Genomic DNA, 23,448 nt, shown 5'->3' with positions numbered 1-23,448 from the left:
CCATGCTGGAGAGATTTTTCTAAAATCATTAAAGCATTTCTTTTACTTTACGAACAACGTTCTCTACAGTAAATCCATACTCTTCCATAATCTTCTCACCAGGAGCAGAAGCACCGAATGTGTCGATACCTAGTACATCTCCATCAAGGCCTACGTAACGGTGCCATCCGAATGTAGCACCCATTTCAATTGCGAAACGTTTCGTTACTGCTTTTGGTAGTACAGATTCTTTGTACTCAGCAGTTTGAGCTTCGAAGCGATCCATAGATGGCATGCTAACAACAGCTGCATCAACGCCGTCTGCTGCTAGAGCTTTTTGCGCTTCGATTGCTAAGCTTACTTCAGATCCAGTTGCAATTAAGATTACATCAGCAGTTTCTTTCTTGCTTGCAGAAACTACATATGCACCTTTTGCTACTTTTTCATAAGTATCGTCTTTTGCACCTTCTAATGTTGGAAGATCTTGACGAGTTAACACTAATGCAGTTGGTGTTTTTGTAGATTCTAGAGCTAGTCTCCAAGCTGCAACTGATTCGTTACCGTCTGCTGGACGAATAACAGATACATTTGGCATTGCACGAAGCGCTGCTAATTGCTCAACTGGTTCATGTGTTGGACCATCTTCACCAACAGCAATACTGTCATGTGTAAATACATACGTTACAGGCAATTGCATTAATGCTGCAAGACGAATTGCTGGACGTAAGTAGTCAGAGAATACGAAGAACGTACCACCGTAAGTTTTTAAACCGCCATGAAGTGCGATACCGTTCATTGCTGCACCCATTGCGAACTCACGTACACCGTACCAAATGTTTTTTCCGCTGTAATCAGCTCTTGTAAAGTCTTTTTCGTTATTCATGTATGTTTTGTTAGAACCAGCAAGGTCAGCAGATCCACCGAAGAATGATGGTACAGACTCTGCAATTGCATTAATTACAGCACCTGAAGAATTACGTGTTGCTGCTTTTGATCCTAATTCATAAGTTGGTAAGCTTTGTTCCCAACCTTCTGGAAGAAGACCGTTCATTGCTGCTTGCAGTTCGTTTGCTAATTCTGGATATGCTTGTGCATATTCACCGAGCATCGTGTTCCACGCAGCTTGTGTCGTTTCACCAACATCTTGTACTGTTTTACGGAAGTTGTCATATACTTCTTCTGCTACATGGAAGTCTTGTTCAGCAGTCCAAGCGTATGCTTCTTTCGTTAATTTTGTTTCGTCTACACCAAGTGGAGAACCATGTGAAGCTGATTTTCCTGATTTGTTTGGAGAACCGAAACCAATTGTCGTTCTTACTTCAATTAGCGTTGGGCGTTTTTCGTCAGCTTTCGCTTCTTCAATTGCTTTTGCGATTGCTTCAATATCATTTCCATCCTCAACACGGATTACTTGCCATCCGTATGCTTTGTAACGATCTTCTACACTTTCAGAGAATGAACGATTTAAATCGCCATCTAATGAAATATCGTTTGAATCGTAAAGTACAACAAGACGACCTAATTGTAAATGAGCAGCTAATGAAGATGCTTCAGCAGAAACGCCTTCCATTAAATCTCCATCACCACAAATAGCGTATGTATGATGATCTACTACATTATACGCATCACGGTTGTATTTAGCCGCTAAATGTCTTTCAGCCATTGCCATACCTACAGCAGTTGCAATACCTTGTCCAAGTGGACCAGTTGTTGAGTCTACACCTGCTGTGTGACCATACTCAGGATGTCCTGGAGTTTTGCTTCCCCATTGACGGAAGTTCTTTAAATCATCCATTGTTAAGTCATAACCAGATAGATGAAGTAGACTGTATAGTAACATTGAGCCATGACCTGCAGATAATACGAAACGATCGCGGTTAAACCACGTTGGGTTATTTGGATTGTGTTTCATAAATTGAGTCCATAATGTATAAGCCATTGGTGCTGCACCCATTGGCATTCCTGGGTGACCAGAGTTTGCTTTTTCAATCGCATCAATGGATAATGTGCGAATCGTGTTGATAGAAAGTTGTTCGATTGAATGTGACATGCTATTCTTCCCTTCGCGTATGTTAGTAAACGTTTTATACATTTATATGATAGCTTCCCACGCAAGATTATACAACATGTATCGACAAATATGTTGATGTTTTTTTGATTTTCCATAAAAAACACATTGATTTAGGGAATGTATGGGCATTCAATATGACATACTTTTTAATTGTTTTTATTTTAAAAATAAATATAATTATCTGTATATTTATACAAATATACTAATTTCTGATATATCTCCTTTTTGATAACCTTTAAAAATACAAAAAAGCATCTGAATTAGATGCTTTTAAAACAAATTAAATAATCCGCTTACGAATAGAACTTGAAATAAAATCAATTATAATTACCATTAAAATGATACCTAATAAAATAATTCCCACACGAGACCAATTACGTGAACTAAGTGCAAAAATTAATGGCGTACCAATACCACCTGCTCCAATAACACCTAAAATCGCAGCGGATCGTACATTAATTTCAAACCTGTATAACGTATACGATAGAAAATCCGGTAACACTTGTGGTAATACGGCATACCAAAGTATTTGAAACCGATTTGCACCCGTTGCTATTAACGCTTCCGTCGGTCCCTTATCTATATTTTCAATTCCTTCCGAATATAGTTTCCCTAACATTCCGATAGAGTGTAACCCTAAAGCTAGAACTCCGGCAAAAGAGCCTGGACCAACAGCTTTTATAAATAAAAGAGCCATAACTAATTCAGGAAATGTACGAACAAAACTAAGTACAAATTTCCCAGTTCCTGAAGTTAATTTTCCACTACTCATATTCGTTGCCGCCCAAAAAGCAAATGGAACAGATAAAAAAGCAGAAATAAATGTACCTAATATCGCAATTGCCAACGTATCAATTAAACCGTGTAATAAATCTTCACCATCTGGCAAAGATACATACGACCAATCTGGGTTCAATACGCCTGTCATAATTGCTTTTGTAATTTCTCCCGCCGTATTCTTTATTCCCTCTAGCGGGACTCCTGAAAAGGCCCATACATATATAACTGTAAGTGCTATAAAAATAATCCAGCGATATATACTCGGTTTCTTCGGTTTTGGTACGATTATTGTCGTTTTACTCATTATAATTTCCCCCGCAACACTGTACTTATATAATCAATTAGCAATACAACAACAAGGGTATAAATAATAATAGAAGCAGTTTGTTGATATTGTAAAAATCCAAGTGTGCGATCATAATATAATCCAATCCCACCTGCTCCTACTAAACCTAGAACAGCTGCTGCACGTACATTCACCTCAAATGTATAAAGTACATAGGAGACGAAGTGCGCTTTCACTTGCGGAATGACCCCATAAACTATCCATTGCACCTTATTCGCTCCTACAGCTGTCATCGCTTCTAATGGACCTGGATCAATTGATTCAATTGACTCATACAATAATTTCGCTACGAGTCCAACGGAGAAACAAGTAAGAGCCAAAATACCTGGAAGTGGTCCTATTCCAAAAATCGCTACAAAAATAGCCGCTAATAATAAATCTGGTATTGTTCGTATAAAATTTAAAATCAATCGAGCTGGACTGTACAAAAATACACTAGTAAATACATTACTTGCCGCAAATAGTGCAAGTGGAATGGCTAAAATCGCCCCTAAAGTCGTTCCAATAATCGCCATACGTATTGTATCTAACATTGCTGTTGTAATAATTTGAAAATAACTCCAATCTGGTGGCACCATTTCCTTCAATAAATCCATCATATTTGGAAAACCAACTACTAGTTTTGAAAATGATGCGTCGACCTGTACACTACTACCCCACAACAGTAAAATAACTAAAATAACCGTTAACATATGTTTCAATTTACTCGGCGGCTTCGGTATCGATTTCGAATATATCGTCACTTCATTCATTTAGCTGCCACCTCTAATAATGCGCTTTTCTGAGCTACGTCCCCATAAATTTCAGCGAATTTTTCATCCGTTGCCTCTTCTACTAATCCATCAAAAACAATTTCACCAGCATGTAATCCAATAATACGAGTAGCATATTGCCTCGCTAAATCAATAGAATGTAAGTTTACAATTGTCGTAATTCCAAAATCTTCATTAATTTTCTTCAAATCATCCATTACTTGCTTTGTTGTCAGAGGATCTAACGAAGCAACAGGCTCATCTGCCAATATGATTTTCGCTTCTTGTGCCAATGCTCTAGCAATTGATACACGTTGCTGTTGTCCCCCTGATAATTCATCAGCTCGTGCATATGCTTTTTCTGAGATATTCACTCTATTCAGCGCCTGGAATGCAAGCTCCACGTCCTCTTTCGGAAACAGACCTAACGTTGTACGCAATGTAGAATGATATCCAACCCGCCCAGCTAATACATTCTTCAGTACCGTTGATCGCTTCACAAGGTTAAAGCTTTGAAAAATCATACCAATATCTCGGCGCATGCGTCGTAATCCTTTTCCTTTTGCAGCAGTAATAGACTCCCCTTCAATAATGATTTCTCCTTCTGTAATCTCATGAAGGCGATTTACCGATCTGAGAAGTGTAGATTTTCCAGCCCCGGATAGCCCAACCATTACAACAAACTCACCTTTTTGAATTTTCAAGTTTATATTATTCAATCCTTTTGTACCATTCGGATACACTTTGGAAACATTTCGAAACTCTATCACACATCTTACCTACCTTCTATGTATTATCAATAACTGAAAAACGGCAAACTAACTGAAATCACACACTTTCCAGTTAGTCGCCATTTCCATATGTATTATTGCGTTTTCACTTTCTTTCCATATTCACGAACGATATCAAATTTACTATCATCAGATTTAACGTATCCTTCATGTGAGTATACTTCTTTAATGATTTTGTGCCCTTCCTCATTCTTTCCTATTTCAATGAAAGCATCCTGTAATTTCTTGCTCCACTCTGCATCTAAATCAGAACGTACAGAAATCGTATCGTTTGGAATTTCCTCCGTAAATTTTACTATTTTCGTTTGATCGAATATATTCGGATAATCTTTTTTTACAATATTGCGAGCATCTTGGAATACAACAGCTGCATCTACATCACCATTTAAAAGAGCAATAAGTGACTGATCATGACCTTTTAATGTAACAGGTTTCACATCCTTTAGCGGATCGATTCCCTCTTTTAACAATACAGCCGCAGGCCATACATAACCCGCCGATGATGTTACATCTTGATAGCCAATTTTTTTACCTTTTAAATCTTTTACACTATTAATATTAGAATCTTTCTTAACAACAAACTCTGATTTATAAACATCTACTAAATCCTTTGTCGGAGCTCCAGTTTCATCATCTACCCCAAAACGTTGCGCCTGTAAAATTACGTTTGCAGCCTTTTTCTCATGCGCTAACACATACGCTGTTGGAGGTAAAAAGCCTACATCTACTTGCTTAGATGCCATCGCTTCTACAATTGTATTGTAATTCGTTGAAATACTAACTTTTACCGGAATGTTTAATTTATCACTTAATAGCTTTTCCAATGGTTTTGCCTTCGCCTCTAACGTATCTGCATTTTGAGAAGGAACAAATTGAACATTTAGTGTCTTCGGTACATAACCTTTTTTCGTATCTTCATTTTTACTTGCACTTGATTCCTTCGTTCCACATCCACTTAATAATCCCGCTGCTAGTACAACTGTTGTGCTCATTGCAAAAACTTTTTTCAACATGTTAATGCCCCCATTTTTCGTTGTTATAAAATAACCTTCCATAAACATGAAGAAATATATCACATATTTTTACAAATAATTGCTTATTTACAGAATCTTTACACATTCTATACATTCACATTAAAATTCTTTTCATATATTTGATATGATTAATTGAAAGATAACTATAGAAAAGGTGAATGGCGTTGAATCAAAATCAAATTGTAACTTTAAATATTTTATTAACAAGCGATGTACATGGTACTGTGTATCCAATTCACTACCAAGATAACTCCAAAGCAGAAATTGGTTTAGCTAAAATTTCTACTCTCATAAAAAAAGAACGTTCTCAAAATGCAAACGTTCTTCTGATTGATAACGGGGACTTCATTCAAGGAACACCATTTACTTATCATTACGCTACATACGAAAAAGATATGGAAAACCCAATGTCCTTATTAGCCAACTACTTAGAGTATGACATTGCAATTATCGGAAATCATGAATTTAATTACGGAATGGATATATTAAATAATGCTGTGGCTACTGCAAATTCCCCTTATCTATCAGCAAACATTTTAGATAAAAACAGAAAAGAACCTTATTTCGGGAAACCATATATAATAAAACATATTGAATCAAATATAAAAATTGCTATTTTAGGGGTGACAACGCATTACATCCCCCATTGGGAACAAGCACATCATATTAAAGATTTACAATTTGAAGATGCATTTGAAACAACAAAAAAATGGGTTTCTTACATCCGTAAACATGAAAAACCAGATTTACTAGTCGTAGCCTATCACGGGGGATTTGAACGTGATTTACAAACCGGAGTACCGACTGAAGTTTTAACAGGTGAAAACCAAGGATATGCAATGTGCCATGAAATTGAAGGCATAGATATTTTACTAACAGGCCACCAACACCGAGAAATCGCTCACACCGTGATTAATGGTGTAACAATTTTACAGACCGGATGCAATGGACACTCAGTTGGAAAAGTAACAGTAACATTCGAAAAAGCAGAACAAAAATGGTTGAAAAAAGAGAGTTATTCAGAGTTATTGCCCGTACAAGGAATTGCGGCAGACCAAGATGTTCTTTCCTTGGTTGCCAATTATGAAGAGAAAACACAAAATTGGCTTGATAAACCTATTGGAATAATTTATGGGGATATGCAAATTTCCGATGCTATGCAAACACGTTTGCAAGACCATCCTTTTATTGAATTCATAAATAAAATACAGATGGATATAGCTAATGTTTCAATTTCTTGTACAAGTTTGTTTCATAATACATCTCCAGGTTTCCCGAAACATGTAACAATGCGTGACATCGTTTCTAATTATATTTATCCAAATACATTAAAAGTAATTAGAATAACTGGAGCGGATATAAAAGATGCTCTCGAACTCTCTGCTTCTTATTTCACATTAAAAGCAGATGGAACCATCATCGTAAACCCTACCTATATAGAACCAAAACCACAACACTATAATTACGATATGTGGGAAGGGATTTCGTATGTATTAAACATTTCAAAACCAATTGGAGAGAGAGTAGAGTCTTTGCAGTATAAAGGCACTCCTCTTAATATGAATGAAGAATATGACGTTGTTATGAATAATTATCGTGCAAGCGGTGGCGGGAACTTCTTTATGTTTCAAAATAAACCAGTAGTAAAAGACATACCAACAGATATGTCTGAACTTATCGCTAACTATATATTGAAGCATAAAAGGATAGAAGCAACGAAAAATGAAAACTGGAAAGTTATTAAATAACAATTTTAACAAATAAAAAAAGATGGGCTATGCCCATCTTTTAATTTAATTTTGCATTATCCTGCTTTTTTAAAGCTTTTAATTTCGCCGGTGTAACGTCCGTGCCTTCTTCGTTAACGACTTTAATTCCTTTTAATTCGTTTAACATATTTTGACGAAATCCTTTTAAATATTGTTCACGAAGCGATTGGCGCTCACGTTGTTCTTCTTCAGTTAAGCCTTCAGCTTTTGCTTTTTTCGCTAAGAAGTTAATGCGTTCAATGAGTTCTTGACTTGGCATCTCGAATCCCCCTTCTACTCAAAACTGATTATTATCATACAATAGTTATTCCTCTTTATCAAGCAATTGCTTTGTATATTCTACATACCTTCGATGTACAGTTGCTTTTGAAACATCATGACCAAAACCACGAAGTGTTGCTGCAATTTCTTCAAAAGTTAATTCATTCCGGCGCAAACGTACAATTTCCTCAATTGGCACTTCTTTTTTCTCACGTCCTACGCTTAAATGACGATTTTTCAAATTATTTTCTGGACGAAATCCTTTCTCCACTGCTCTTTGCATGCCACGTTTAATTTTTAAATTGTGGATCTTTCTTTGATACTCTTCAACGATCCCAATTATATTTAGCACCATCGAATCAGAATCTGAAAGCTGTAATTCACCACTATGCGTGTGCGTATAAACTTTTATCCCCTCTTTATGTAAACAATGCATTAATGCAATCTTTGCATTTCCTCTACCAAGACGCGTTTCATCTTGTATAAGTAGTACATCAACTTGTTCATCTCGAATTGTATCTAGCACTTCTAATATGCCATCACGTTCAATTGTATAACCGCTAGCCTGCTCCTCAATTACCTTTGTAACATCCATTTGATAGCGCTCAGCTAAATGCAATAATTCATCTTTTTGACGCAATAATGATGTTTCCTGTTCTTCTTTTGTTGTGCTCACACGTGCATAAATAATTGCATTCATTTTGAACCCTTCTTTCTCACTATATTTTCCTTATAGTGTATCATAAATTTGCCTTTCGTTCGAACTTATGTTTGTAGAATGTTTTTTCGCATGTTATACTTAATAATAAGAAAAATGAAAGAAAACGAGGTGTTAGAAAACATGGAAAAGTTAACGAAACGCCAGCAAGACATTCTCGACTTTATTAAGCTAAAAGTACAAGAAAAAGGATATCCACCTTCCGTACGTGAAATCGGTCAAGCAGTCGGCCTTGCTTCTAGTTCTACAGTGCACGGACATTTATCACGACTAGAAGAAAAGGGATATATTCGACGCGATCCAACAAAACCACGCGCAATTGAAATTTTAGGTGACAACCGAACGGAAACACAATCTGTTATTCAAGTTCCAATCATCGGAAAAGTTACTGCCGGTTTACCGATTACAGCAGTCGAAAGTGTAGAAGATCACTTCCCACTTCCAGCTAGTATCGTTGCTGGAGCAGATCAAGTGTTTATGCTACGCATTTCTGGAGATAGCATGATTGAAGCCGGTATCTTTGATGGTGATTTAGTTGTTGTTCGCCAACAACAGTCTGCATACAACGGTGAAATTGTAGTTGCTTTAACAGAAGATAACGAAGCAACTGTTAAACGTTTCTATAAAGAAAAAGATCATTTCCGTCTACAACCGGAAAACTCTTCACTAGAACCTATTATTTTAAAACAAGTGTCAGTTATTGGAAAAGTAATTGGCGTATATCGTGATTTACATTAAAAATAATAAAAAGAAGATAATTCCCTTATTTATATAGGTAATTATCTTCTTTTTATATTTTGATAGATTTCTGTTCATTCAAAAGAATGCGTTTCATTAATTATTAACGCGTTTCAATAGTAACATCTCCAGCAGCGGTTTTACCGCTAATCTTTTTACTACCATTACCAATCGTTATATTTTTATTGTCTTCATTAAAAATTGTCACGTCTCCAGCAGCAGTTTGCCCAGTTATAACTGCATCTTGTGGTTTTTCCAATAAAGTAATATCTACATCTCCAGCAGTTGAACTTACCTCTAAATCATATTTAGAATCATGATCAATAATATCTATATCCCCACTAGCCGTTTTTGCTGTTACTTTCCCTATTACTTTTTTAAAATTCACCTCACCAGCTTTTGTAGACCCCTCCACACTCTTTGCTGTTACATGTTTCAAATCCACTTCTCCGGCGAGTGTTTCAACACTTACGCGGTCACTTTTCACATTACTTATTTCTATTTGTCCAGCGGATGAATTTACTTTTATCTCTTGATAAGAACGTTCAGGTACTAATATAGTCAATGTAGGCGTTTGAAATCCGAAATTGTAAAATGAAAAATCAAATGAAACACCTTTTTCTATTTCCCCTATGATTTTTAATGTATCACCATCTTCAGCAATACGAATCTCCTGTTTACTTACGTCTCCTTTTTGCTTTACATAAAAAGAGGAATCAGGAGATTTTTGGACAACAATATCTCCAGCATCTAACTTAACTTCTACATTTTTTAGCGTTTCGTTTTTAATTACGTCCTCTTTATCTCCTTTTTCTGCAGTTTGTACTGCTTTTTCATATGTTTGTGAAATCCCTATTACTCCAATAATGATACAAGCGATAGCTACTAATAATATCTTTTTCATCATCTACTCCCCTTTTATCATTTTGAAGTTCCAGACTACATATCGTACACATAATCTTTTAAACCACTTCGTACTATAATAAGCTACAATACATAACAACAAACCTACTCCGACAAACGTTATACTAACGAAAAGATCCAACCATATAAAAGTGCCCATAAATACTTTTACAATAACGAAAAATGGTGTCACTACACTAGCAATACCACCGACCCAAAAGAAAAATATAAAAGCTATAATTGCAACTAACGGGCCTAACACGATAATAAAATTAAACAAACTAAGTCCAACCGCTGCCATGACAGCTCTTGTCACATTTGAAGTCGACGGATCTTTTTTCATTTCATCAAATCGATACATCGCAAGTAAGTCTTTCGCAATTACTTTCGGAGAGCCAAGACCCTTTATTATTTCTGATTCAGTTTTCCCTTCTTCTACCCCAAACTGAAAGTGCTCTTCATAATCGAATAAAATATCTTGTCTCTCTTCTTCTGGTAACTTTCTAAGATGACTTGATAATTCTTTAAGAAACTGCTCTTTACTCATCCCATTCCACCCCTTCAATAATTTCTTGAACACCTTTAGCAAAATCACGCCACTCTGTTACTAATAACGTAAGTTGCATCTCCCCTTGCTCTGTTAGTTGATAATATTTACGGGGCGGTCCTTCCGTCGATTCTTTTAAATACGTTTGAAAATATCCCTCTTTCGTTAAACGACGTAATAACGGATATACAGAACCTTCCGATATTAAAAATTTATTAGAGATTTGCTGAACAAGTTCATAACCGTAACTATCTTTACGTTTCACTAGTGCCAAAACACATAGTTCTAACACACCTTTTTTAAACTGAACGTTCAAGGACAATCCCCCTTTCTCATTTTAGTACTGTTCAGTACACGATACCTGTTTTATCCATAATATACCACTTAGTATTGTTTATTGCAAGGTACTGAATTATATTTATTCCCTAAATTTAGAAAACACAAATATAAAAGCCCGAATAAGACCTTTTGTAACTGACCATTATCCGGGCTATCATTCAACTCGAATTACAATAATACAAGATTTCATTCAATCTTTCTCCTCTATGAACCCACTTCCATTTGTGACCCTAATAAATTTCGAAATACACCTTTTCTCTCTTTAGCCAATTGATTAAATTCACCTTTTTGAACAATCTCACCTTTTCCTAAAACAATAACTTGATCTGCATTGCGGATCGTAGATAACCGATGCGCAATAACAACAATAGTCATCGTTCCTTTCAACCTTTCTATTGCTGATTGAATTTTTACTTCATTTTCAGTATCTAATGCACTCGTAGCTTCATCTAATACTAAAATGGATGGTTGTCTTAAAATAGCTCGAGCTAGTACAAGTCGTTGACGTTCACCGCCTGAAAGTCTCACTCCACGATCTCCAATGAGAGTATCAAGCCCTTTTGGAAGCATTCGTACAAATTCAGCTGCCGCCGCAAAATCTAATGCAGTCCAAATTTGTTCTTCACTCGCATTCGGCTCAATCATCAATAAATTTTCTCTTATGCTTGCATTAAATAAAAAAGGATCTTGTGGCACATAACTAATAGCCCGTCTCAATGACAATAAATTTTCACTTGTAAGAGGAGTTCCATCTATTAATACTTGACCTTTCTCTGGCTGAATCAATCCCATTAAAACATCGATTAATGTGCTCTTCCCAGCTCCCGAATGTCCCACAATAGCCGTCATACTATTGATTGGTATTTTCACATTAATATTTTGAAGTGCATACAAATGCTCCTTCTTATTATATCGAAAATAAATACCCTTACATTCAATACCCTGCTCTATACAAATCGGCTTTATATGTTTTTGCTGATGTATATCCTGCATTTCAATTGCTTCATTACATTCCCCTTGTAAGTCCCATAATGACTTAAAAGCAGGAATGCTTGCAGCAAGCTGTTCTAAATTTGACTGAATTGTCATAAATCGTGGCCATAGTCTCGAAAAGATGAGTATGATTAATAGTAATTGGGTAGGTTGAGCTTTAAATATACTTACTGATAATAATATAAAAAATGCAATTAAAATAGCCATTGAAACTTTATAAAACAATTGAGAGTTCGACCTTATTCTCATATACTCCATTTGTTCATTACTCATCTTTTCTGTTATAGATTGTAACCAATCTAAACGTGATGCTTCCAAAGTATTACTCTTTATATCTTTAATTCCATTAAAATGATCTGTTATACCAGAAAGATAGTCTTGTGCTAATTTCGAGGTCTTACCGCCTAGTATTCGTGCTTTTTTTATAAAAGCACGAGAAGCTACTAAGAATAATAAGCCAAAGACCAAAACAAATATAGTTATTTGGGGAGATAATAAAAACGCAAGCCCCACCTGTATGAATGTAAACAGAATAACAGCTAACAATTGTAAAATTAAATTAACCCCATAACTTACGCGAGCTAATTCTGTAGTTAATATATTTATTAGATTTGTTTTCCTTTTCTCTAAAAAAAAACTCCACTTCGCTTTTAGAATCATATTATATGTTTCTATTCTTAATTCTCGTACAAAAGCTTGTTGCGTTCTCGCATCCCTTAGCGTTATGTTTCGTTGTAATAGATTTTGCCCTAACACTATTAGTATATATATACCTAAAATAGAAATTAGGCTTGTTGTTTTAGGGAAATCCTGCAAAAATCTATAAACAGGTGCAATAAAAGCAGCCTCCTCGCCTATATTAATTATTCCAGCCATACTTATCATAGGAATTAATAAAATAATACCTATCCCTTCAAGTAAACTTATTAAAACCATACCAAACAAATTCACATACAGAATTTTCCCTGCAGAAGAATATAATTTCTTCATAAAATATATAATATGATTCATCGATGTTCCCCCTATGACAAAGCAAGCTTCTTTGTTTTCCTCCAAAGACATAGAAACGGACGTAAAGGAAAATATAAAAAATGAAGGAATTTAGGTAACGGCAATGTTTTTGCATCAATCGGATAAGGATAGAGTTGGCTCATAATAAATAAAATTTTTTGCTGATTAGACATCAGTGAAAATAAATGCCTACTATGATAAGCAAGTACTTCTTCAGGAACAGGATCGGTATGCAAGTTTATCATTTGCTTGAAATAAAACAGCGCTTCTTGCGCTAACTGCTTTGAATGTTTTTTAGTTACTAATTCCATCATTCTTTCATCTAGTCGTACACCTAGCAATTGAGATGCCAAAATTAACGCTTGTCCTCCTAAATGAAGCATTTGATATTTTCTCATTAATTTATGAATCTCACTCCAATTAAGATCTTGATCGACAATTTTTTTTATGTCTACTAACCAACGTAGCCTGGACCAACCATGTCTGGCACCATGAGATACAAGAAATAAAAATAAGTCTTCCTTCCCTAACATATATACCGAATTACTTGTATGTGCACTTTTTCTCTTTCGCTTCCAAAGCTCTTCAAACCCAGGTTCCTTACCCGGTCCGGGATTTAATCTCCAATGAATTTCAAGTTTGATCCGCCTTGTTGGGTGGAAAAATGTTATATGGTGATGCCTCCATTTCCAATCACTTAATATCGTTTGAATATAATCATCTTTCACATACCCTTGCTCTAAAAGTAGTTTTTCTGCTTTTTCTAAATTTTGAATAGGGATGAGAACGTCCAAATCACAGGATGTTCGTAAAGAAAGATCTCCATATAAGTCCTGAGATAGTACAGGCCCTTTTAGAAAAATCGTACGAATCTCATTTTCATTACATAATTTATTTATTCTTTCTATTTCAGCACTTAAATAAAGCATTTGAAATGTATTTCTTTTATATTTTCTAGTCAAGGTTTGTACAATATGTGAAGGAATCAGCTCCTTGTCCACCTGTTTAAGTTTTTGATATATCACCGGATAAACGCGATGATGCACGGCTTGCTCAAGAAATACTTCCCAATCAATATCCGAAAACCATTCATTACTGTAAGTTTGCATTGTTTCGTCATCTTGTAACTTCAAAATTGCAAAAAGAAGTTTCAATTCCTTAGACATGAACTCTACATTAAGACCAAAATCTTTCTCCATTTTACTCTCCTTTAATAGTGTTCTCACTTAGCCTCTTTGCAAATGATCCAACGACAGTGAATTTCTCCATTCCTTCCGATCCAGTAACATAAAAAGAACCGCTCCGTAACCATGCATGCGCAATTAATTCACCATGACTATCCTTAGCAGTTCCTAAATAAAGAGTACTCTCAATGTGACGTTTTTCGAGCATTTTCATCCCAGCTATAGCTTTAACAAGGCATTGACTTTCCCAAAAAGTATAACGACTCATAATAGAAATAGCTTCAGACACCTTCTTTAGTGTATCACCGTGTGGCTGAATTTGAGCAACTGATGTTTCGTTCATGTAATCCCCTAAAGAAGGTGCAACTTTGGAAAAGGTAATACTTTTCAGTACACGCGCCCATCCTAAAAAAATAAAAGCCTCTAAAAATAAAAGCTTTGTTTCCATGTTCAGTGATAAAAATACCCTTAACCTTTTCACAATATTCATTAATCCCTTCCTAACAGTTCTCTTGAAATTGCGAATCTATCTATTAGATTGATCTTTTATTTGAATTAAACCTTCTTGAAATAAACGCTCTAAAAAGGAAAGAACTTGCTCTTCACAATCACCCCGTTCAATGTTGTACTTTGACAACAATGTACTGACAAGTTCAGTAACCATAATTGGAGTTTTTATTAGTTCCCAAATTTCTCCTCCTGTTTCTCCCAAATTATAATATTTCCCTTTTTGAACATTTAGCATTACTTTTTCCCCATCCATATCACTCACAATATTCCCTTCACTTTGCACAATCTGACACTCTAGAGAAATTCTCTCTGTATACATCATCTATTACTCCTCCATGTATAGTTTTTAATATAATTGATACAAGTTCATGCGCTGTAAACCTATTATTTGGACGTTTCAAATGAAACATATCTACCTGGTTTATCACACTTGTAGAAGTAGTGAAATGCCACTCTGTCAATTTTAATTGCGTAATTAAAAACTTACGAAACGTGTGAAAAAACAATGTACGCAGTCGTTCAAGTCCTTCAATTCGAATCAATTCAACGTTCTCACCCTCTGTTTTCGTTAACTCAATAACACCAGCAAGAGGTAATGGTTCAGAGAAAAAATGAGATTGTACAGGCACAGCATACTTTGTTTCTCGCTCAAACAATGGATTATAACTTGCCGTTCCCATTCCAAAAGCATTCAAACTTTCCGCCCATAATTTTTGTTGCGGATAAGATGGAATCACAATTGGAGTCTTATCTGACGAAACTGTCACAGCAATTACATCATCACTCAAAATTTTGTATCCTTTACTTAAAAAAGCCGCTGCAAGAGTTGATTTACCTGCTCCTGAATTACCTACAAAGGCATAAACCTTCCCATCAATATTTATTGCACTACCATGTAATGGTAATATTCCCCTTTGAATTAGTAAGGCACCCATACAAGTTCCAAGTATATAAAGACGGATCTTATCTTCACAAGCTTCCTTCATTGGTGAAACAAATATTTGCTTTCCTCCTTGTATAGAAAATATAGCAGTATCAGGAATACGAATCATAACTACGTTTTTATCAACTACAAAGTTTTGTTTTGCGCTAGCAAGTTCACTCCACTTCTGAGATAAATCAGTTAGTCGAATTACAATTTCTACATTCTCTTCTTGTTCATTAATTTGAGGTAATTCCGGCAACTTCATTTCACTCAAAACTCTTAACCCAAAAACTTTATATACATTTTTATTTGTAGTTTCCATCAACTCTCTCACTCCAAATAGCTTTCAAAATTTTTATAAAAAACCCTTATACTTTTACTGTATAAGGGAATAACAATGTGCATCCTAATTGATAAATTAGCTATGGTGAATCGTTTCATCAACATCTGGTTGGGCAGCATCAGGTATTTTAATACCCGGTCCAGCCATTGTCATATTGATATCAAGCACTTCCAGTGTAGGCATTGTCCAATCCTTTTTCATGATGTCACCTCCCTTCAAATAATTTTTTTCATAAATCGATATACTATTAAACTACGCATTAAAATTCGAAAATCCAAATCAAATGCATATTCTGGATGGGGTTCTTCTTTAATCTTAGAAATCGCAGTTCTAATAACCCCTATATCCAAGAATTCTGAAATTATAGGATCCTTACTAAGCTGCTCAAGCTCTTCAATAAATTCACTCCATTGATGAGCCATACGGTAAACACCATCAGAACCTTGAACACCCCGAGTGCGCTGGTTCAATCTTACTTCATCAGGCAAGAAATTTTTCGTTGCTCTTCGAATTAGTGCCCGATCTAAACCATTTTGAACGTATTGCTCTTCTGGAACAGCTAAACAAAATTGAACAACCCGTAAATCATTCGTTGGATCGCGATCCCATAAAGAATAACGCAATGATAATTTGGATCCGTATGCACCAGTTATGCTCCAATAATATAACTGTTCAAATTGCCTTTTTTTTATTTCATATACATCTGTTATAGAGGTTCCTGTTATATCAACATCATGCTCTAGAAGTTTATCGAACACATTCATTCTATTTGCAAATTCTGGATTAATAAACCTTGGGAAAACAATTTGATTTTTTGATGAAGATATTCGATTCAAAAACGGAAATGCCTTTTTTTTCACTACTGAAAATACTCGTGATTTCTTTACCCCAATATTTCTACTATACGAATATAGTTCTTGCAAAAATCGACGTAAATTCATCTTTTTCAAAAGCATAGCTTGATAGTCCACAGCCGGGCCCCATGACACCGTCCAGTTGCCTCTCTGTCCGTTTAAGAGTACTCCAATTCCTTGTAACCGTGCCTCCTCATAGATTCCCCTAAGCCAAAAAGTATTCTCGAAGAATTTATACGGCATCTCTAGAATTTCAAGCCACTCATCTATTTCTGATAGAGGACTTCTTCCTTCAAAATCCAAATAATGCTCCTTAATATTTCCTACATGCTGTACAGTCGATTGAATAAAAGGTCTTTCATCAGCTACTCTACTTCTATGCGTCCAATCTACAAAACCCTTTACTGGGACATAACTATATGTATGTAGACGTTTATTTGCTGCTCTTAAATCCCGTGCAGCAAAGCTAGCTACAGAACCAGAATCAAGTCCTCCACTCAAATGAGCCCCTACTTGATGATGAGTACGTAAACGTGATCTTATCGCATTTTGATACACTTCTAAAAACGCTTCTTCATACTCTTCGTTTGATTTGAGTTGAAGCCTTTCTCCAACGATTGGTGTATTGTATCTCGATAACTTCACTTTCCCATTTCTCACAATAACAGAATGGGAAGGTGGGATTTGCTCAATAGTTTTATATACCGTTGAAGAAGCATCTATCGATTCAAAATTCACCGGGATGGCTAAAAATTCAGCAAGCCACTGCTCATTCAATTTTTTCTCAACATATGGTAGAGTAAATAACGGGTTTATATTAGTGCAAAAAGCAAACTTTTCCTCACCACGATAAAAATAAAGGGTTCGGCTTCCCGAAAAATCTCTGGCTCCAAAAAGGGTTTGTTTTTTCTCATCCCAAATCATAAAGGCAAAATCGCCTACCAAATATTTTGGAGCTGCTTCCCCCCATTTCTGATAAGAGAGTAAAATCAACTCACTATCTGTCATGTTTTTTCTATCTGCATAATCCACTTGTAATTTTTCAAATAACTCATTACGATTATCAATAATAGCATCTGCTGTAATTGCCAGTTGCTTTTCGTAATTATAAAAGGGTAGTTGTTCACCAACAGATTCTGGTGTAATCCACTGTGCGTGACATCCCAGAAAGGCATTTTCTTTATGCCATATTTGAATATCATCAGCAGGGTACTTTTGTAAGTCACTCATTAACTGTGTGCCATGCTGAATAGATATAGTTTCTTCATTAAAATGAATAATACCTGTTATAGCACTCATTTTCCCCACCCCATATACAACAAGTTACCGCAAAGGTTCTTTTTTTATTTAACGCAACTTTTCTCCCTTGATTTAATTCTTTTTAAAGAACAAAAATATACATTTCAACTCCCAATCAACCACACATCCTAATCCACTTATAAACCTAGGTATAGATACATCTAAATTATCATTATATTACTTTCACGTCAATACAATAATGGAAATATACACCAAATTAACAACATTAACATTCATTATAATGAACATTAATCCACTTGTTTCTCTGTGAATTATTCCCTGTTATATAATATTTATAATAGCCTCAATAACTCTCCGTTGATCCTCATCCATCATATTAGAACCCGAAGGAAGACAAATCCCCTTTTCAAATAATCTTTTAGATACATCATTATCTTTCTGATGAGAATAATACTTACTTTCTTTAAAAAGTGGCTGCATATGTAGTGGCTTCCAAGTAGGACGTGCTTCAATATTCTCTTCTGCTAAGGTTTTCAATAATTTTTCAATAGAGATACCAGATTCCTTTTCATCAATCATCATAGTTGTAAGCCAACGATTCGAGCGAGTATTTTCTAATTCCGGCATAAAACAAAATCCAGGTATGTGAGATAATTCTTCATAATACCGATTAAATATACACCTTCTAGTCCTCACTCTATCTTCTAACACTTCTAATTGCCCTCTCCCGACACCAGCTAATATATTACTCATTCTATAATTGTAACCTATCTCACTATGCTCATAATGTAGTGCTGGATCCTTTGCTTGCGTCGCTAAAAATTTTGCTTTCACTAATGCTTCCGCATCATCTGATATAAGCATTCCACCACCTGAAGTTGTAATGATTTTATTTCCATTAAATGAATAAACCCCAAACCTCCCGAAAGTACCGCTCGCTTTTCCTTTATATGTAGAACCTAGAGATTCTGCTGCATCCTCGATTATAGGAACATCATATTGATTACAAAGCGAAAGAATTTCATCTAACTTAGCACTCTGACCATATAAATGAACAAGAATGACAGCTTTCGGTAATTTCCCTGCTTTATTAGCATCATATAATGCAAGCGCTAGCGCTTGCGGTGACATATTCCATGTTTCTGGTTCCGAGTCAATAAACACCGGTTCAGCTCCCAAATAAACAATCGGATTGGCACTCGCTACAAAAGTAAAACTTGAACAAAACACTGTATCTCCCTTTTTAACATCTAATAATCTCAAAGCCAAATGAATAGCAGCCGTGCCTGAACTAACTGCAGCCCCACCTTTCACTCCTACAAAAGATGCAAGTTCTCTTTCGAATTCATCTACATTTGGACCAAGAGGGGCAATCCAGTTTGAGTCAAAGGCATTTTGAATATATTTTTGTTCATTTCCACTCATGTGTGGTGCAGAAAGATATATTTTCTCCTTACTTTTTATCACGATTCTTCATCCCCCTCTTAATTTACTACATTAATAACTTTTGCAGGAATGCCAACAACAGTACAATTAGATGGAAAATCATTTATTACAACAGAGCCCGCTCCAACAATAGACCAATTCCCAATTTTAACACCTGGAATTATAGTAGCTGATGCTCCTATATGTGCCCCCTCTTCTATTGTGATAGAACCTGTAAGTGTAGCATGTGGTGAAATGTGAACAAAATCATCAATTATATTATCATGTTCTATTATTGAGCCCGTATTTATTATCGTATGGTTACCAATGATAGTATCAGCATTAACAACCACATTCGGCATAATTACCGTTCCGTTCCCTATATGCGCATGAGGACTTATAATTGCTGTTTTATGAATTACTGTAGCATATATGCCGATCGGTTGATTTAATATTCCGAAAATTTTCTTTCTCATTTTGTTATTCCCTATAGCAATAACAAGCTTTATATCATTAAAATTGTTGATAATTTCCCGTGCATCTTCAATTCCCCCAAAATAAAGGTTATCAATAATAGTTATACCTGTATATAGATCATCTAAATAACCGACTATCTCGTATCCTTCATTTGATAAGATGATATCCTTCACAACCTTACTATGACCACCACACCCAATTATCAAAATTTTCATTTCCCCTCCCCCTTTATCTCTATGTTCTCTCCAGTAAATCGCCCCATTGTTACATGCCCAACATGATTTATCCCTTCTGTTTTAAATACTTTTGTTATTGTAAGTACAATTATTTTCAAATCTAATAAAAAAGAACGCTTCTCTACATACCATACATCTAATTCAAACTTTTCTTCCCAAGTAATCGAATTCCTCCCATTTATTTGTGCCCATCCCGTAATTCCTGGTTTTACATCATGCCTTCTAGCCTGTTTACTAGAATATAAAGGTAGGTATTCCATCAATAATGGGCGTGGACCTACTAAACTTAAATCACCTCTTACAACATTTATAAGCTGCGGTAACTCATCTAAACTATATTTTCTAAGGATTTCCCCAAAAGTAGTCAGCCTATCTTGATCTGAAAGTAATTCCCCATTACTATCCCTCTTATCCAACATAGTTCGAAACTTATAAAGATTAAACGGTTGTCCATGTAGTCCCGGGCGCTGTTGTTTAAATAATACAGGGGACCCTAATTTCAGCCTAACTAAGATTGCTACTACAAGAATAGGAAGCAAACATACAAATAATAACAATAAAGAAATACATACATCAAAAATTCTTTTCATGTACTATCCTCCTTACTTATTTACGTTTAATACCCCTAACACGAAGGACCATTTAAAACTTTATATGCAATTAAACAAAACAAGAGGCAACTAAAGTTAGTTGCCTCTTGTTTTGTTTAATTACGTCATCTATCATTACTTCTATCTCATCAAATAGTTTAAACATAGCTAGCCTAAGTGAATATTTCCATGCGCTATCACTACTTACTTGCAAAGGATCTGTTACTCCATTAGTCCCTATAACTTTACACGTACGGATCAAAGACGCCATTAATATAATTATCCTTTTTTATATGTTCATCCCTTAACTTTATAACTACTGTGTCCACAATATTATCTTTAAAAATCAAAGTGATTGAGGATGAAATCTGAATTGCATTCAAGCCTATCATACTTTTATTTGACCTAAATATATTATTTTCTATTAACATAAACTCACTCGTAAATGTTTCATTCCAAAAATTAATTATACTGTCTGTCGATTCCGAATTAAGGTATTCAAATGCATTATTATTAAATTCTATTCTTCCCCCAATGTCCCATAAAAAAAATGCTGAGCCCCATCTTCCCCCTCTAAAATTACTATTTTTCACTTTTAGCATCGCTATCCGTTGAGAGGACTCAACAGTAAACAGATTATAAGCATCCCAACTAAATGAACATCCATTAAATTCATATTCTGCTTGAGGAGTGTTTGTAACAAATGATATTGTACCACTGTTCTCAAATTTACATCCCGTATATACTCCTGGTGGTAAATTCATAATGATTCCTTGCGGGTGTTTCGTATCTATAAAAGAAATATTATTTAATCTCCATCCATTTTTCATACCAGGTGATACGCCTGTCAAACTTGTACCCTCTACAGCCCCTCCTTTAATAACACAATCTGATATAGTTTGCGGTTCTGCTGAGAAACCAATTATTGCACCCAATTGTGAAAAAGTATGAAATAAATCTCGATCACTAAAAAATTCACATTGGTTGACTTGAATACAATATGCTTTATCTCTTCCCATTAACAATGCGCTATTATGGAAAGTACAGTTACCAATAAGCGCTTCTTTATCTCCTTGATCTATCGTGACTCGAGTAGCATACATTTGATTATTCGTAAAAGTTACTTCTCCGCTTAAAACACAACTTACTTCCCTTAAGTGATTATTGCTTATAATCACTTTCTCTACATTTTCGCCTACTACTAATGAATTGTTAGCTAATTTATTTTGAATGATATTAATATATCTACCACCGACTACAACAACGTTATATCCCTGATTATCATATATGTTATTACGCTCAATGTTTATATATTGATTTAATCGATATCCATCTTCAATATCTATTGCTCCCTGAGGTGCTGTACCTTTCATTTTGTAAATTTCACAATCTCTAATATAAATTTGTTTCGCTCCAGATACGCTTACCCCAAGCCTTCTACAATCATGTATTTTACATTTCTCAATAAATACATTTTTAGAGAATTCCGGAATTCTAACAGTTATTTTACAACCGTTTTCTGTAGGTACTGTACCTTGGTGAAGAACTATTTTCGCATAATCTGCTTCTTCTGGAACACTCACTTCTTCAAAAAACTTTACTCTCTTAGCAGCCGTTACAAAAGTATTATCAGCCCTATAAAATAACACATCATATAATTCTGTGTATATTTCTGAACCAGTTCCGCCATAGCCATCTCCATACAAACCGAAATATCCCCATTTTATAATGCTACTATGATGTAAATCTATTTTTAAATTCGATCTAATTTTATTATCATCTACTATTAGGGCACCATTGACATCACTAATCCCACCCACTTCAAATGTACCAGCAAAATCATATTCTCCAATTTGTCCCCATGTACTTTCCATTGCTATACCATCGCCAGTACAATTTAAAATTTCCATATTATCTATTGAAATATAATTCATATTACTCCCCTCAGCAGGAGTCGTATTTCCAACTTCAATTCCATACCCCCATTCATGAGTATGAGGAATCGTTGTATAATCGTGTGTATTTTTATCCCCTTCAATCCTTCCATTTGTAACTCGAGAAAATTTTTGATTTCTTTGATATCGTACGATTGCATATTTAACTAATCCATTACTTCTTATTTTTAAAGTTGATCCACCTAAATTTAAAGTCATAAAGCTTTGTGGCTCAATTGGTGTATTTTCATCAATTAAATATGTCCCCAGGGGTAACACAACTTCTATAAATCCTTGTTGGGATGCCCATAATAATGCATTATTAATCCCTTTAGAAGTATTATCAGCGTCCGTTCCATCATTTTTAACATTCCATCTCTCTAACTCAAGAAAATATGTGCCTGAAACCACATTAGCAGATTCTGTTTCTCCAACCAGTGATTTTCTGGACTTAAAACCTCCAAATGTATTGCTTTTAAGTTTACTTACTAACCTCTCAAATGTATTCTCTGTTGATACTTTTACATTCCCTTTTTTCGTTCCAATAAATAACTCACTAGTATCTATACAAAAACAAAATTCTCCCTCACTTAACACAGGAAGATTACTTTTTAAAACACATGTCACCTGAAATTTTGCCATGATTTATATATAACCTCCAACTAAGATGCAAGCTGA

24 protein-coding genes are annotated in these 23,448 nt (G+C 35.2%); 2 read left to right on the top strand and 22 right to left on the bottom strand.

Annotation, left to right across the window (positions count from 1 at the left end):
• Positions 1–28: 28 nt before the first annotated feature.
• The 5 genes from tkt to JFU54_RS13765 form a co-directional block, all read right to left on the bottom strand.
• On the bottom strand, positions 29–2,029 hold the full coding sequence (gene tkt, locus JFU54_RS13785) for a transketolase (protein ID WP_002033482.1): 2,001 nt from the start codon (positions 2,027–2,029) through the stop codon (positions 29–31).
• Positions 2,030–2,330: 301 nt separating this feature from the next.
• Complete coding sequence (phnE, locus tag JFU54_RS13780) at positions 2,331–3,134, bottom strand: phosphonate ABC transporter, permease protein PhnE (protein ID WP_002066554.1); 804 nt, start codon at positions 3,132–3,134, stop codon at positions 2,331–2,333.
• A complete protein-coding gene (phnE, locus tag JFU54_RS13775; RefSeq protein WP_002087885.1) occupies positions 3,134–3,928 on the bottom strand; it encodes a phosphonate ABC transporter, permease protein PhnE in 795 nt (264 codons plus the stop codon). The genes phnE (JFU54_RS13780) and phnE (JFU54_RS13775) overlap by 1 nt, the downstream gene beginning before the upstream one ends.
• Positions 3,925–4,698: a phosphonate ABC transporter ATP-binding protein gene (gene phnC / locus JFU54_RS13770; protein ID WP_002033479.1), complete on the bottom strand. Its 774-nt coding sequence runs from the start codon at positions 4,696–4,698 to the stop codon at positions 3,925–3,927. The genes phnE (JFU54_RS13775) and phnC overlap by 4 nt, the downstream gene beginning before the upstream one ends.
• A 95-nt stretch (positions 4,699–4,793) precedes the next feature.
• Entirely contained in the window at positions 4,794–5,732 is a 939-nt protein-coding gene (locus JFU54_RS13765) for a phosphate/phosphite/phosphonate ABC transporter substrate-binding protein (RefSeq protein WP_133116705.1), read from the bottom strand.
• A 185-nt stretch (positions 5,733–5,917) separates the two neighbouring features.
• Here JFU54_RS13765 and JFU54_RS13760 point away from each other — a divergent pair, with 185 nt between their 5' ends.
• Complete coding sequence (locus tag JFU54_RS13760) at positions 5,918–7,501, top strand: bifunctional metallophosphatase/5'-nucleotidase (protein ID WP_201064769.1); 1,584 nt, start codon at positions 5,918–5,920, stop codon at positions 7,499–7,501.
• 40 nt (positions 7,502–7,541) lie between these two features.
• Here JFU54_RS13760 and JFU54_RS13755 read toward each other — a convergent pair whose 3' ends face one another.
• Positions 7,542–7,781 (bottom strand): DUF896 domain-containing protein, encoded by a 240-nt coding sequence (locus JFU54_RS13755; RefSeq protein WP_002014431.1) that lies wholly within the window; start codon positions 7,779–7,781, stop codon positions 7,542–7,544.
• A gap of 45 nt (positions 7,782–7,826) precedes the next feature.
• Positions 7,827–8,483, bottom strand: a complete 657-nt coding sequence (locus JFU54_RS13750; RefSeq protein WP_002014433.1) for a YneB family resolvase-like protein — start codon at positions 8,481–8,483, stop codon at positions 7,827–7,829.
• Between the two features lie 141 nt (positions 8,484–8,624).
• Between JFU54_RS13750 and lexA the strand changes: the two genes are divergently transcribed.
• Positions 8,625–9,239 (top strand): transcriptional repressor LexA, encoded by a 615-nt coding sequence (gene lexA, locus JFU54_RS13745; RefSeq protein ID WP_002087894.1) that lies wholly within the window; start codon positions 8,625–8,627, stop codon positions 9,237–9,239.
• A gap of 103 nt (positions 9,240–9,342) precedes the next feature.
• Here lexA and JFU54_RS13740 read toward each other — a convergent pair whose 3' ends face one another.
• The 15 genes from JFU54_RS13740 to JFU54_RS13670 all read right to left on the bottom strand — a co-directional run bounded on the left by JFU54_RS13740 (position 9,343) and on the right by JFU54_RS13670 (position 23,412).
• A complete protein-coding gene (locus JFU54_RS13740) occupies positions 9,343–10,146 on the bottom strand; it encodes a DUF4097 family beta strand repeat-containing protein (RefSeq protein WP_002014437.1) in 804 nt (267 codons plus the stop codon).
• Positions 10,147–10,689, bottom strand: coding sequence for a DUF1700 domain-containing protein (locus JFU54_RS13735; protein WP_201064767.1), 543 nt, complete (start codon positions 10,687–10,689; stop codon positions 10,147–10,149). It lies immediately after the preceding gene.
• Complete coding sequence (locus JFU54_RS13730) at positions 10,682–11,005, bottom strand: PadR family transcriptional regulator (RefSeq protein ID WP_002185126.1); 324 nt, start codon at positions 11,003–11,005, stop codon at positions 10,682–10,684. Before JFU54_RS13730 ends, JFU54_RS13735 begins: the two co-directional genes overlap by 8 nt.
• A gap of 227 nt (positions 11,006–11,232) precedes the next feature.
• Positions 11,233–13,032 (bottom strand): ABC transporter ATP-binding protein, encoded by a 1,800-nt coding sequence (locus JFU54_RS13725; protein ID WP_012261436.1) that lies wholly within the window; start codon positions 13,030–13,032, stop codon positions 11,233–11,235.
• 11 nt (positions 13,033–13,043) lie between these two features.
• Positions 13,044–14,231, bottom strand: a complete 1,188-nt coding sequence (locus tag JFU54_RS13720; RefSeq protein WP_201064765.1) for a nucleotidyltransferase domain-containing protein — start codon at positions 14,229–14,231, stop codon at positions 13,044–13,046.
• A 1-nt stretch (position 14,232) separates the two neighbouring features.
• Complete coding sequence (locus tag JFU54_RS13715) at positions 14,233–14,706, bottom strand: lasso peptide biosynthesis B2 protein (protein ID WP_061689952.1); 474 nt, start codon at positions 14,704–14,706, stop codon at positions 14,233–14,235.
• Between the two features lie 36 nt (positions 14,707–14,742).
• Positions 14,743–15,048, bottom strand: coding sequence for a lasso peptide biosynthesis PqqD family chaperone (locus JFU54_RS13710; RefSeq protein ID WP_012261439.1), 306 nt, complete (start codon positions 15,046–15,048; stop codon positions 14,743–14,745).
• On the bottom strand, positions 14,999–15,976 hold the full coding sequence (locus tag JFU54_RS13705) for an aldolase (protein ID WP_061689950.1): 978 nt from the start codon (positions 15,974–15,976) through the stop codon (positions 14,999–15,001). Before JFU54_RS13705 ends, JFU54_RS13710 begins: the two co-directional genes overlap by 50 nt.
• Positions 15,977–16,069: 93 nt before the next feature.
• Positions 16,070–16,195, bottom strand: coding sequence for a paeninodin family lasso peptide (locus JFU54_RS13700; protein WP_040963111.1), 126 nt, complete (start codon positions 16,193–16,195; stop codon positions 16,070–16,072).
• 14 nt (positions 16,196–16,209) lie between these two features.
• A complete protein-coding gene (locus JFU54_RS13695) occupies positions 16,210–18,147 on the bottom strand; it encodes a lasso peptide isopeptide bond-forming cyclase (RefSeq protein ID WP_012261441.1) in 1,938 nt (645 codons plus the stop codon).
• A 282-nt stretch (positions 18,148–18,429) separates the two neighbouring features.
• A complete protein-coding gene (locus tag JFU54_RS13690; protein ID WP_049772870.1) occupies positions 18,430–19,533 on the bottom strand; it encodes an aminotransferase class I/II-fold pyridoxal phosphate-dependent enzyme in 1,104 nt (367 codons plus the stop codon).
• A gap of 59 nt (positions 19,534–19,592) precedes the next feature.
• Positions 19,593–20,225, bottom strand: a complete 633-nt coding sequence (locus JFU54_RS13685; protein ID WP_201064762.1) for an acetyltransferase — start codon at positions 20,223–20,225, stop codon at positions 19,593–19,595.
• Complete coding sequence (locus JFU54_RS13680; protein WP_012261444.1) at positions 20,222–20,836, bottom strand: sugar transferase; 615 nt, start codon at positions 20,834–20,836, stop codon at positions 20,222–20,224. Before JFU54_RS13680 ends, JFU54_RS13685 begins: the two co-directional genes overlap by 4 nt.
• 70 nt (positions 20,837–20,906) lie before the next feature.
• Positions 20,907–21,107, bottom strand: a complete 201-nt coding sequence (locus tag JFU54_RS13675) for a hypothetical protein (RefSeq protein WP_002137801.1) — start codon at positions 21,105–21,107, stop codon at positions 20,907–20,909.
• Positions 21,082–23,412, bottom strand: a complete 2,331-nt coding sequence (locus tag JFU54_RS13670) for a right-handed parallel beta-helix repeat-containing protein (protein WP_002137802.1) — start codon at positions 23,410–23,412, stop codon at positions 21,082–21,084. Before JFU54_RS13670 ends, JFU54_RS13675 begins: the two co-directional genes overlap by 26 nt.
• Positions 23,413–23,448: the final 36 nt, after the last annotated feature.

The organism is Bacillus sp. TH19, from assembly GCF_016651075.1.
GTDB lineage: Bacteria > Bacillota > Bacilli > Bacillales > Bacillaceae_G > Bacillus_A > Bacillus_A mycoides.
The sequence above is the reverse complement of the archived record's forward strand: the minus strand, read 5'-3'. Positions and strand labels throughout refer to the sequence as shown.